Source organism: Rhizobacter sp. P2_H2, assembly GCF_056403375.1.
Window position 1 is genome coordinate 1 of sequence record NZ_JBFUFP010000081.1, and the last position, 11,191, is coordinate 11,191.

Annotated in this window: 12 protein-coding genes; 5 read left to right on the forward strand and 7 right to left on the reverse strand. The window is 69.8% G+C overall.

The annotated features are described in order from the left end of the window. The 3 genes from AC1D15_RS07690 to AC1D15_RS07700 all read right to left on the reverse strand — a co-directional run. On the reverse strand, positions 1 to 174 hold a 174-nt coding region (locus AC1D15_RS07690), incomplete at its 3' end, for a GFA family protein (protein ID WP_477825532.1). 52 nt (positions 175 to 226) lie between these two features. After that, a complete protein-coding gene (locus AC1D15_RS07695; protein WP_477825526.1) occupies positions 227 to 1,744 on the reverse strand; it encodes a hypothetical protein in 1,518 nt (505 codons plus the stop codon). A 113-nt stretch (positions 1,745 to 1,857) separates the two neighbouring features. Then, positions 1,858 to 2,253, reverse strand: coding sequence for a tautomerase family protein (locus AC1D15_RS07700; protein ID WP_047501745.1), 396 nt, complete (start codon positions 2,251 to 2,253; stop codon positions 1,858 to 1,860). A 111-nt stretch (positions 2,254 to 2,364) separates the two neighbouring features. On the opposite strand from AC1D15_RS07700, the gene AC1D15_RS07705 reads away from it, so the two are divergent. The 3 genes from AC1D15_RS07705 (at position 2,365) to AC1D15_RS07715 (ending at position 5,492) form a co-directional block, all read left to right on the forward strand. Beyond that, a complete protein-coding gene (locus tag AC1D15_RS07705; protein WP_477825527.1) occupies positions 2,365 to 3,207 on the forward strand; it encodes a LysR family transcriptional regulator in 843 nt (280 codons plus the stop codon). Positions 3,208 to 3,236: 29 nt separating this feature from the next. Then, a complete protein-coding gene (proC, locus tag AC1D15_RS07710; protein ID WP_465111541.1) occupies positions 3,237 to 4,043 on the forward strand; it encodes a pyrroline-5-carboxylate reductase in 807 nt (268 codons plus the stop codon). A gap of 177 nt (positions 4,044 to 4,220) precedes the next feature. After that, positions 4,221 to 5,492, forward strand: coding sequence for a Glu/Leu/Phe/Val family dehydrogenase (locus AC1D15_RS07715; protein ID WP_047501739.1), 1,272 nt, complete (start codon positions 4,221 to 4,223; stop codon positions 5,490 to 5,492). Here AC1D15_RS07715 and ubiA read toward each other — a convergent pair whose 3' ends face one another. The 4 genes from ubiA to AC1D15_RS07735 form a co-directional block, all read right to left on the reverse strand. Then, positions 5,493 to 6,395, reverse strand: a complete 903-nt coding sequence (gene ubiA, locus AC1D15_RS07720) for a 4-hydroxybenzoate octaprenyltransferase (protein WP_477825528.1) — start codon at positions 6,393 to 6,395, stop codon at positions 5,493 to 5,495. A 34-nt stretch (positions 6,396 to 6,429) separates the two neighbouring features. Next, the gene (locus AC1D15_RS07725) at positions 6,430 to 7,755 is read right to left on the reverse strand and encodes a reverse transcriptase family protein (RefSeq protein ID WP_477825529.1); all 1,326 of its coding nucleotides are present in this window, start codon (positions 7,753 to 7,755) and stop codon (positions 6,430 to 6,432) included. A gap of 186 nt (positions 7,756 to 7,941) precedes the next feature. Continuing rightward, positions 7,942 to 8,394, reverse strand: a complete 453-nt coding sequence (locus AC1D15_RS07730) for a DUF2214 family protein (protein ID WP_465111538.1) — start codon at positions 8,392 to 8,394, stop codon at positions 7,942 to 7,944. A 122-nt stretch (positions 8,395 to 8,516) separates the two neighbouring features. Continuing rightward, positions 8,517 to 10,145 (reverse strand): peptide chain release factor 3, encoded by a 1,629-nt coding sequence (locus tag AC1D15_RS07735; RefSeq protein WP_465111537.1) that lies wholly within the window; start codon positions 10,143 to 10,145, stop codon positions 8,517 to 8,519. A gap of 189 nt (positions 10,146 to 10,334) precedes the next feature. On the opposite strand from AC1D15_RS07735, the gene AC1D15_RS07740 reads away from it, so the two are divergent. Both AC1D15_RS07740 and AC1D15_RS07745 read left to right on the forward strand, forming a co-directional pair. Next, positions 10,335 to 10,676 (forward strand): helix-turn-helix domain-containing protein, encoded by a 342-nt coding sequence (locus AC1D15_RS07740; RefSeq protein WP_477825530.1) that lies wholly within the window; start codon positions 10,335 to 10,337, stop codon positions 10,674 to 10,676. Then, a partial coding sequence (locus tag AC1D15_RS07745) for a HipA N-terminal domain-containing protein (RefSeq protein ID WP_477825531.1) occupies positions 10,666 to 11,191 on the forward strand: 526 nt, incomplete at its 3' end. The genes AC1D15_RS07740 and AC1D15_RS07745, both read left to right, overlap by 11 nt.

Below are 11,191 nucleotides of genomic sequence, written 5' to 3' on the forward strand. Positions count from 1 at the left end.
CTTGCGGCCGCGCACCTTCAGCGTCGCGGAATCGCCCCCCAGGTTGATCGCGTAGCCACCGCCGCCGGCCGTCTTGCGGCAGATGCTGCAGTGGCAGTGCATGTAGGGCTGCGGGCTGTGCGCTTCGAGGCTGAAGCGCACGGCGGCGCAATGGCACGATCCTTCGAGGTGCATCGCGGGCCTCCGGTCCGGACAAGGGGGCGCGAGTATCGCGCCGTGACCCTTCCTAGACCGCCGAAGGGTCGGCCTTCGCCCGCGGGCCGGCGACGGCCCCCATCGCGCCGCCCCAGACGTGGTAGACCGCCTGCAGCACCGCGTACTTGGCCAGCTGCGTGTAGAGCTCGGCGTCCTTCTTGCTGATGCCGTGGGCCTCGAGCGTCTTCGGCATCGCGACGAGCATCGAGAACAGCGCGCCGAAGCTGCCGCCGAGCACGCCGTGCGAGGTCCAGCCGGGGGCGCTGGCCAGCACCGACTTCACCGCGGCCGGCATCTCGGTGACGACGTTCTTGCCGTAGCTGCCGAAGCGCCTGGCGACGCTGGCCATCTGCTCGAGCGCCGGCTTGTCCAGGTGATCCAGGCAGGCGCCCAGGTCTTCGCGGGCCAGGAAGTGCTGGAAGCCGGAGCGCCCGGCGCCGTTGTCGAGGCTGTTGCGGACGAGTTGCATGCCGCCGCCGCCGATCGTCTCGCCGCCCGCCACGTCGATCACGTTGTCGCCGAGCGTCCGTTGTTTCGTCGACCCGACGTGGTGGGTGATGGCCGTCTGCGGGATGCGGATCCCGCCGTTGCGGGCGGCACCGAAGCTCGCTCCGGCTGCCACGCTGAGGTTGATCGCCAGGCTCGTCTTCGTGTGCGCATTCGCACCCTTCAGCGGGTCGGGCGTCTGGTCTTCCGGCGGCCGCAGGTAGTAGGCGTCGGCAAAGGTCTTGCCGACGGCCGGGCCGGTGCCGACGTCCATCGCCGACATCATCACGCCCAGGAAGGCGCCGGCGGCGTAGGCCGGCAGCGCGGCCGGCACGTCTTTCCAGCTGCCGAGCAGCCCTTCCAGCGCCTTGTCGGCGAGCGCGAAATCGACGATCGCGGAGCCGGTGTTGAAGCCGCTGGCGCCGGCCATGCCGTGCATCAGCGCCGTGCCGCGATCACGCCACTCGACCTGGTTCAGCAGGCGGATGAATTGCTCGCGGGTCGTGATGCCGTGGTCCTGCAGCACCTTCGACTGCTTCTCCGCCAGGTCTTTCAGCGGCTGGATGTCCGCGTCATCGCGGCGCATCGAGCTGAGCACGAAGGCGACGCAGCCGGTGACGTCGTTCGGCAGCCTGGCATGGAAGGCGCTCTTCTTGAAGAAATACGGGTTGACGTCGCGGAAGCTCGGCACCTGGGCGGCCTCGATCGAGGCCAGGTGGTCGGGCGCCTGTTCGATCGGCGGCGGCGCTTCGGTCGAGTGGATCGACGGGTTGAATCCGCCCGGCATCTGCAACTCGACCGAATCGGCGGAGTTGCGGCGCGAACCGGCGGCCCCGAGGCTCGACGAGCTCTGCCGCGGAGCCCGTGTCGAGGCCCGGCCGCTGTCAGAACGGGCGAGCGACGCCTCGCTGTTGCGCCGGCTCTGCAGGGGCCCCTCGGCCGCGGGGCGCTGGGACGCCGTCGAGTTGGCCGACGAGGCCGGCAGGGGCGGCAGCTCCTGCAGCGCGATCGACGAGCTGCGCGAGCGGGAGACGGCATGAGAAGGCGAATTCGGAATGGCCACGGCGATGCTCCGGTGAACGGGGAACGCCCCCGCTGCGTACGACAGCGTCAAGGTAGGTGCTGGCGCAGGCGCCGGCCGCTGCCGATCCGAAGCGGCCGATGGCGATCCGAAGCTCACGCCGGATGCTGGTAGCGGTGCTCCTGCGTGAGCCCTCCGAAACCGTAGGCGCTGGCGCGCAGGTCGGCCACGTGCACGTACGAATGCTCGGCCACCCCACCCAGCAGTTCATCCATCGCCCGGTGCACGGCCTCCAGGTAGACGGCCTTCTCGCGCTTGGTGTTGGTCTCGTCGGTGATGCTGACCATCCAGTGGTAGCTGCGCGGGCCGCCACCGGACAGCGGCCTGCCGCCGATGAACCAGCGGCCGGGCGCGATGAAGTCGACGACGACCGCCGTCAGCGACGGATCCTTGCCGAGCAGGCGCGCGGTCAGCTCGGTCGCGTTGCGGGCGACGTTCGCGGCGAGGGCATCGTCGGCAGCGCCGGAGATCTGGATGTGCAGGTAGGGCATGGAAGACTCCTTCGGTGGTTGGGTTGACAAGCACACTGTAGGCACCCAGCATCCATCCGTGAAACGATTTGATCCGATCACATTGATGGAAGATTCTGATGAGTCACCGACATGACTGACCTCGACCCGCTGTGGCTGCGCAGCTTCATCGCGATCGCGCAGGCCGGCTCGGTCACGCGGGCGGCGGCGCGCGTGAACCGCACGCAATCGGCCGTCAGCACCCACCTGCAGCAGCTGGAGGCGAGCGTCAGCGCACGGCTGGTGCAGCGCAGCACGCGCGCGCTCGCGCTGACGGCCGAGGGCGAGCGCTTCCTGCCGCACGCGCGCCGGTTGATCGAGCTGCAGGACGAGGCGCGCGCCTCGGTGCAGCCGGCGCAGCAGGCCGCGCTGTGGCGCATCGGGCTGAGCGAATACTTCCTGCCGGCGCGCCTCGCCGACCTGCTCGCGCTGCTGCGCGACGCCCAGCCGCAGGCCCGCTTCGAGCTGCTGTGGGCCAGTTCCGCTGCACTGCAGCAACTGTGGGCGGCCGGCGCGATGGACCTGGCCGTCGTCACCAGCGACAAGGCCCTGCCCGGCGCGCGCCTGCTGCGCCGCGAACCGCTGTCCTGGGTGGCGGCACCCGGCTGGCAGCCACCCGCCCGCACGCCGGCACCGCTGGTGCTGCTCGGCCCCGACTGCCCGGTGCGCGCGATGGCGCTGGCCGCGCTGGCCCGCAGCGCGCGGCCGTACCACCTGCAGCTCAGCTGCACCGGCAGCCACGGCGCGGTGGCCGCGATGCGCGCCGRCTGGGGCATCGGCTGCCTGAACCAGTCGGCGATCCCGGCCGACCTCGACGTGCTGACACGGCGCGATCCGCGCGGCTGGCCCTCGCCCGGCCGGCTGTCGTTCCACGTGCTGGCCAAGCCCGCGCTGCGCGACACCGAGCGCTTGTTGCGGCAATGGGCAAGCGGCTGAGGCGGCCCTGAAACTCCTACACTGACCCCATGAACAGCATTGCATTCATCGGCGGCGGCAACATGGCCAGCGCCATCATCGGCGGCCTGCTCAAGAGCGGCCGCGCGCCGGGCGACATCCTGGTGCTGGAGCCGAACGCCGAGCAGCGCTCGCGGCTGCAACGCGATCTGGGCGTGATCACGCTCGAGGCCCCCGGCTCGGTGCTGCAGCGCGCCGGGGTCGTCGTCTGGGCGATCAAGCCGCAGAACTTCAAGGAGGCGTCCGCCGCGTGCGCCGCGCACATCGCCGCCGCGCTGCAGTTCAGCGTGATGGCCGGCATCCGCAGCGGCGACATCGCACGCGCGCTCGGCAGCGAACGCGTCGTGCGCTCGATGCCGAACACGCCGGCGCTGATCGGCCAGGGCATCGCCGGGCTGTTCGCACGGCCGGCCGTCGGCGCCGACGAGCGGCTGCAGGTCGAGCGCCTGCTGGCCCCCACCGGCCGCACGCTGTGGGTCGAGCGCGAGGAAGACCTCGACGCCGTCACCGCGCTGTCCGGCTCCGGCCCGGCCTACGTGTTCTATTTCGTCGAGGCGATGATGAAGGCGGCACAGGACATGGGCCTGAGCGCCGAGCAGGGCCGCGAGCTGGCGCTCGCGACCTTTGCCGGCGCGTCGGCGCTGGCGCTGCAATCGGGCGAGCCGCCGTCGCTGCTGCGCGAGCGCGTCACGTCCAAGGGCGGCACGACCTACGCCGGGATCACGTCGCTGGAACGCAGCGACGTGCACGGCGCGATCGTCTCGGCCGTGAAGGCGGCGCAGCGCCGCGCGCGTGAACTGGGCGACGAATTCGGCTGATTCCAACCCTGTGGCAGCGCAAGCCATGCGATGCCTGGAACACATCATGCAAAGGAGGCATGAGCTTCGGTGAGAAATTCGGGCGCCGCGGGCCTACAGTCGCGCTCCATGCCGGCGGCGTGGGCCACGAGTTCGCGCGGCGCCAGGGCATGACGACTTCCCCCCACGGAGACCCGCATGAGCAACCTGTCCTATGTCACCCCGCACGCCGATAGTCCCTGGCAGACCTACCTGTCGCAGGTCGACCGCGTGCTCCCCTATCTCGGATCGCTGGCCAAATGGGGCGAAACGCTGAAGCGCCCGAAGCGCGCGCTGATCGTCGACGTGCCGATCGAGCTCGACAACGGCACGGTGCGGCACTTCGAGGGCTACCGCGTGCAGCACAACCTGTCGCGCGGCCCGGGCAAGGGCGGCGTGCGCTACCACCCTGATGTCACGCTCGAAGAGGTGATGGCACTGAGCGCGTGGATGACGATCAAGTGCGCCGGCGTCGGCCTGCCGTACGGCGGCGCCAAGGGCGGCATCCGGGTCGACCCGAAGGCGCTGTCGATGAAGGAGCTGGAGCGCATGACGCGTCGCTACACCAGCGAGATCGGCATCATCATCGGCCCGCAGCGCGACATCCCGGCGCCCGACGTGAACACCAACGGCCAGATCATGGCCTGGATGATGGACACGTACTCGATGAACACCGGCTCCACCGCGACCGGCGTCGTCACCGGCAAGCCGATCCACCTGGGCGGCTCGCTCGGCCGCGTGAAGGCCACCGGCCGCGGCGTGTTCGTGACCGGCCGCGAGGCGGCGCGCCGCATCAACCTGAACCTCGATGGCGCACGCATCGCGGTGCAGGGCATGGGCAACGTCGGCAGCTCGGCGGCCGAGCTGTTCGTGCAGGCCGGCGCCAAGCTGGTCGCGGTGCAGGACCACACCGGCACGCTCGTGAACCCGAACGGCTTCGACATGGCCGACACGATGGAAGTGCTGAAGCGCGACGGCGGCATCGCCAACTACAAGAATGCCGAGCGCATCGACAACGAGGCCTTCTGGGACGTCGACTGCGACATCCTGATCCCGGCAGCGCTCGAAGGCCAGATCACCGCGGCGCGTGCGAACCGCCTGAAGGCGAAGCTGGTGCTCGAAGGCGCGAACGGCCCGACGCTGCCCGACGCCGACGACGTGATGCACGACCGCGGCATCCTGGTGGTGCCCGACGTGATCTGCAATGCCGGCGGCGTGACCGTCAGCTACTTCGAATGGGTGCAGGACTTCAGCAGCTTCTTCTGGAGCGAGGACGAGATCAACGTGCGGCTCGACAAGATCATGGTCGATGCGCTGCGCCACATCTACGAGACCTCGGAGAAGCACAAGATCACGCTGCGCACCGCGACCTTCGCGGTGGCGTGCGAGCGGATCCTGATCGCGCGCGAGGAGCGCGGCCTGTATCCCTGATCAGCCGGCGTGCGGCAACGCGGCGCTCGACAGCAGGGACTGAAGGGCGACCCCGGCGAACACCGCGAAGCCCAGCCAGTGGTTGAGCCGAAAGGCACGGAAGCAGCCGTCGCGCGTGCGCGTGCGGATCAGCGTCCAGTGCCAGCCGGCGATGGCCGCGGCCACCGCCAGGCCGGCGAAGAACGGCCAGCGCAGCCCCTGCTGCGCGCCGAGCACGCCCCAGCTTGCGATGAACAGGCCGTAGCACGCCATCACGCCGGCCACGTCGAAGCGGCCGAGCGTGATCGCCGAGGTCTTGATGCCGATCTTCAGGTCGTCGTCGCGGTCGACCATCGCGTACTCGGTGTCGTAGGCGATCACCCAGCACAGGTTGCCCAGCAGCAGGCCCCAGGCGAGTGCCGGCACCTCGCCGCGCACCGCGGCGAATGCCATCGGGATGCCGAAGCTGAACGCGACGCCCAGCACCGCCTGCGGCATCGAGAAGAAGCGCTTCGTGAACGGGTAGAAGATGCTGACGGCGAGCGCGGCGAAGCTCCACGCGATGGTCACCGCATTGGTGGTGAGCACCAGGCAGAACGCGGCCAGCGCGAGCGCGGCGCCGAACAGCAGCGCCTGTTTCACGCCGATCGCGCCGCTCGTGACCGGGCGCTGCTCGGTGCGCTTCACGTGCTTGTCGAAATCGCGGTCGGCGACGTCGTTGACGGCGCAGCCGGCGCTGCGCATCAGGAAGGTGCCGAGCGTGAAGACGACCAGCAGGTGCCAGCCGGGGAAGCCGCCGGCCGCCATCCACAGCGCCGACAGCGTCGGCCACAGCAGCAGGTAGCTGCCGGCCGGACGATCCCAGCGGATCAGGTTCAGGTACAGCGACAGGCGCGACGGGGTCGGCGCGGTGGGTGCGTTCATCTGGTGAGTCCGTAGCCCCGGATGCCAATCCGGGCTACCAGTCTATGCGCTGCCACAACGTGTGCAGGCGCGCCGCCTTGGCGGCGTTGAGCTGCGCCGCCCATTGCACGCGGCCCCACAGGTGGGCGCGGAAATCGGCATGGCCGTCGTGGTTCTGCGATGCCGGGCCGCGCAGCGCGCACTGGTGGAGCGTGGCGCGCAGCCGGTCGAACTCGCGGCGCGGCAGGTTCGGGTGCGAATTGACGACGACGCCGCAGACGCGCTGGGCGGATGCCTGCGTCGCCAGGCGCGTCTTGCGGTGGTTCAGCGTGCAGCCCTCCTCCTTCACGATGCGAGCCACCCAGCCGGCAATGCGCTCGAACCCGTGGCGCAGCGACTCCGGGCCGGACAGCACCAGGTCGTCGGCATAGCGCGAGTACGTCGCCCCGAGCACGTGGGCGAGACCGTCGAGCCGCAGGTCGAGCTGGAACGCGCACAGGTTCGCCAGCATCGGCGAGCTCGGTGCTCCTTGCGGCAGGTGGGCGCGGCGCAGCGCGCGGGCGTCCTGCCAGTCGACCCAGCCATCGTCGCGCAACCGTTCGATCACCGGCTCGGGCGTGCTGACGGTGCACAGCGCGGCGAGCTGGCGCGCGACGCCGCGCGGGTAGCCGAGCGTGTGGAACACCGCCGCGACCTGCGACGCCAGGATGCGGCCGAAGAAATTCTTCAGGTCGAAGTGCATCACCACCGGCCGACCGGTGTGCAGCCGCGCATGCGTCAGCACCGAACGGCCCGCGACGAAGCCGTGGCAGGCCTCGTGCACCGGCACCTTGTCGAGCAGGTCGTGCAGCACGCGCCCCTGCAAGGCCTTCAGCCGGCTGCGCGGGGATTCGATCAACCGGCCGCCGCCGCTGCGCTTGGGCTGCAGCGTGAAGCCGTAGTGCTGCGCGTGAAGCGGCAACGCCGGGCGGCGGTCGTGCGTGAACCAGTCGAGGTCGTCGAGCGTGATGCCCAGCCATTCGGCAATGGCGGCGCTGTGCGGCAGTGGTGGCAGATTCAGATCGTCCAGCCCCAGCGGCGCCGGGTGCATGCGCGAGGCACGCAGGATCCAGCGCTGGACGAACGGCCTGGGGGTGCTCCGAACCGCGTCGGCGAACGTGCGGGTGCGCTCGAGGCGATCGGCCAGGTCCTCGACGCTCTGCCGCTGCCACGTCGCACCGGAAACGGGCCGCAGTTCGTCGAGCAGCAGCGTCAGCCAGGCCGGCTCGTCTCCCAGTGCGCCGACGGCGCGCGCGCGCAGTGTCGCGCGTGTCTGTGGACCGGCCCACAGCGCATAGGCCAACGCAAGGGCATTCAGACGGCGATAGCGAAGGGAGTCCATGTTCGGGGTGCGGCCCAGGGACGCCGACCTGCCGGTCTCGTGGTCAGCTGGTGTGCGCGTCAGCGCACGCTGGCTGGCACCGCGAATGCCAAGGTCGACTCGATGCCGTGGGGGTACCCCACAGCCGGGTCCGTACTGCAACCCGTTTCTGCTCGGCGTGTGTGGCCGCGCGCGGATTCTAGAAGCCTAGAGACCGACCGCGTGCGCCATCAATGACGCAGCGATGACGATCAGCACCAGCAGCGCCATCTGTGCGGCCAGCAGCCGCGAGATCAGCGTGTACTCGCGTTCGGTGACCTTCGGCGTCTGCCCCGCCTTCAGCATCGGCGCCCACCGGATGAAGCGCACCGTCGGGTAGATCGACAGCAGCCCGACCAGCACGAACAGCGTCAGCTTCAGGTGGAAGAACGGGCTGTGCGCATAGAACGACCAGCCCTTCTCGAATTGCGCCGCGCGCACGAAGCCGACCACCAGCAGCACCATCGCGAACAGGCCGTACCAGCGGTCGGCCAGCGCGATGCGCTTCGCCTCGGCGAGCGTCGGCGTGCGGCTGAACGTGAGCCACTCGAGGAACAGCGTCGCGGCAATGCCGAACGCGGCGATGAAATGCAGTGCGGCGACGAGTGAGCTGGCGATCATGCGGGGTCTCCGGGCGTTGCGTTGGGACGCAATGTGCCGGTCCGGCCGGTGTCGCGCAAGAGGGCGCGCGACGAATTGCCTGCCGCGGGCGCCGGATGCCGGGCCCGCGGCGTGAACGGCGCTCAGCCGTCCAGCTTCTTCTGGAAGACGAGTCCCGCGTGCTCGCGCAGCGCGTGGAACTTGATCTTCGGCCAGTTGGCCTCGATCGCGCGCAGCTCCGGTGCGTACTCCACCAGCACCGTCGGCGCATCGACCGCATCGTAGGCCACGCGGTGGTCGTTCGCGTCGATGAAGCGCTTCAGCTCGCGCTCGCCGCCGTCGGCCTCGTCGCAGGTCACCCAGCGCGCCACCTGGAAGCGGCTCGGCTGGATGCGCGCCTTCACGCCGTACTCATGCTCCAGCCGGTGCGCGACCACCTCGAACTGCAGCTGGCCGACCGCGCCCAGCAGCAGCACCGAGCCGGCGACCGGGCGAAACACCTGGATCGCGCCCTCCTCGCCCAGCTGTTGCAGGCCCGCCTTCAGCTGCTTGGTGCGCAGCGGATCGGCCACCTCGACGCTGCGGAACATTTCCGGCGCGAAGAACGGCAGCCCGGTGTAGAGCAGGTTCTCGCCTTCGGTCAGCGTGTCGCCGAGCTGCAGCACGCCGTGGTTCGGGATGCCGATGATGTCGCCGGCGAAGGCCTCGTCGAGCAGCTCACGGCGCTGCGACAGGAAGCTGACGACGGTGTTCGGCCGCAGCTCCTTGCCCGAGCGGCCCACCTTCAGCCGCATGCCGCGCTCGAAGTGGCCGCTGGCCACGCGCACGAACGCGATGCGGTCGCGGTGCGCCGGGTCCATGTTGGCCTGGATCTTGAAGACCACGCCGGTGAACTTCTTCTCGTCGGGCTCGACCAGCCGCTGCGTGGCCTGGCGCGGGCCGGGCGCAGGCGCCAGGTCGACCAGCGCATCGAGCACCTCGCGCACGCCGAAGTTGTTGACCGCCGAGCCGAAGAACATCGGCGTCTGGTGGCCGCCCAGGAAGGCTTCCTTGTCGAAGGCGGGTGCGGCCTCGCGCACCAGCTCGATCTCGCCCTGCGCCTGCTCGTACTGCATGCCGAAGCGCTCGGCGTAGGCCGGGTTGTCCAGGCCGGCGAGGATCTCGTCGTCGTTGTGGTTGCGGTCTTCGCCGGGGCTGAAGACGCGCATCTGCTGCGCGCGCAGGTCCATCACGCCGTGGAACTGCTTGCCCATGCCGACCGGCCAGGTGAAGGGCACGACGCCCATGCCGAGTTCGCGCTCGATCTCGTCCATCAGCACCAGCGGTTCCTGCACCTCGCGGTCCATCTTGTTGACGAAGGTGAGGATCGGCGTGTTGCGCGCGCGGCAGACCTGCAGCAGCCGGCGCGTCTGCGGCTCGACGCCGTTGGCCGCGTCGATCACCATCAGCGCGGCGTCGACCGCGGTCAGCACGCGGTAGGTGTCTTCGGAGAAGTCCTGGTGGCCCGGGGTGTCGAGCAGGTTGATGACGCAGTCGCGGTATTCCATCTGCATCACCGAGCTCGCCACCGAGATGCCGCGCTGCTTCTCGATCTCCATCCAGTCGGACGTGGCGTGCCGCGAGGCCTTGCGCGCCTTCACGCTGCCGGCGATCTGGATCGCGCCGGAGAACAGCAGCAGCTTTTCCGTCAGCGTGGTCTTGCCGGCGTCGGGGTGGGAAATGATGGCGAAGGTGCGGCGGCGGCGCACCTGCGGGGTCAGCTCGGAGGACATCGGGTAGGGGACTCGCGGGAGGGGCGCCGCCTGCAGGCGGCACGAGGGGCGCATTGTCCCTCATCGACCGGGCGTAGCTTCGGGCGGCCCAGCCGCGTGTTCACTTGAGATCTCATTCATACAGATAAAGTACTCTTGAGATAACTTTTTGTTGCCAACGCGTCAAAGGGCGTGCTACCTTGCCGGCCGATGACCGCCCGCAATCCCCTTCTGGCCGCACCGCCTCACGCCGTCGAGCAGTCGCTCAGGCGACTGGGCGGCGACCTGCGCACGGCGCGCCTGCGCCGCAACTGGACCCTCGACCACCTGGCCGCGAAGATCGGCGTCGGCCGACGGACGGTCGCCGATGCCGAGCACGGCAAGCCATCGGCATCGGTCGCGACCTATGCGGCCATGCTGTGGGCGCTGAACCTGCTGAACCAGCTCGACGAGGTGGCCATGCCCGAGCGCGATGCCGAGGGTCAGGCCCTGTCCCGCTCATCCGAGCGCGAGCGCGCCCGCGCGAAGGCCGGCCTGAGCAATGACTTCTGAATCGTCAGGCGAGTGCTTCGTCTACATCACCCTGCCTGGCGCGACCGAGCCCGTCACCTGTGGCCGCTTCGCGTTGAGCGTGAACCGGCACGGCGTGCCCGAGGGGCGTTTCGTCTATGGGCGCAGCTACCTCGCGCGGGAGGATGCGGTGCCCATCGATCCGGTGGAACTCAGGCTCGGCGAGCGCACCAGCACGACGAACGCGCTGAACGGCGTCTTCGGCGCGCTGCGCGATGCCAGCCCCGACCATTGGGGCCGGCGCGTCATCCAGCGGCACCTCGGCCAGTCGCAGCCCGGTGAACTGGCCTACCTGCTGCACGCGCCTGACGACCGGGCCGGCGCCCTGGGCTTCGGCCTCAATCCAACGCCGCCGGCACCGAGGCGCAGCTTCAACCAGACCCTGGACCTGGCCCGCCTGCAGGCCACGGCCGATGCCATCGTCGCCGACGACGAACGCCCGGCCGATGCCGAGACCGAGCAGGTCGAGAACCTGCTGCTGGTCGGCACCTCGATGG

Bases quoted from the DNA above. Each gene is read 5' to 3' on its own strand.
- AC1D15_RS07700 (WP_047501745.1), bottom strand. From the start codon at position 2,253: ATGCCCTACCTGCACATCCAGATCTCCGGCGCTGCCGACGATGCCCTC.
- proC (WP_465111541.1), top strand. From the start codon at position 3,237: ATGAACAGCATTGCATTCATCGGCGGCGGCAACATGGCCAGCGCCATC.
- AC1D15_RS07715 (WP_047501739.1), top strand. From the start codon at position 4,221: ATGAGCAACCTGTCCTATGTCACCCCGCACGCCGATAGTCCCTGGCAG.
- ubiA (WP_477825528.1), bottom strand. From the start codon at position 6,395: ATGAACGCACCCACCGCGCCGACCCCGTCGCGCCTGTCGCTGTACCTG.
- AC1D15_RS07725 (WP_477825529.1), bottom strand. From the start codon at position 7,755: ATGGACTCCCTTCGCTATCGCCGTCTGAATGCCCTTGCGTTGGCCTAT.
- AC1D15_RS07730 (WP_465111538.1), bottom strand. From the start codon at position 8,394: ATGATCGCCAGCTCACTCGTCGCCGCACTGCATTTCATCGCCGCGTTC.
- AC1D15_RS07735 (WP_465111537.1), bottom strand. From the start codon at position 10,145: ATGTCCTCCGAGCTGACCCCGCAGGTGCGCCGCCGCCGCACCTTCGCC.
- AC1D15_RS07740 (WP_477825530.1), top strand. From the start codon at position 10,335: ATGACCGCCCGCAATCCCCTTCTGGCCGCACCGCCTCACGCCGTCGAG.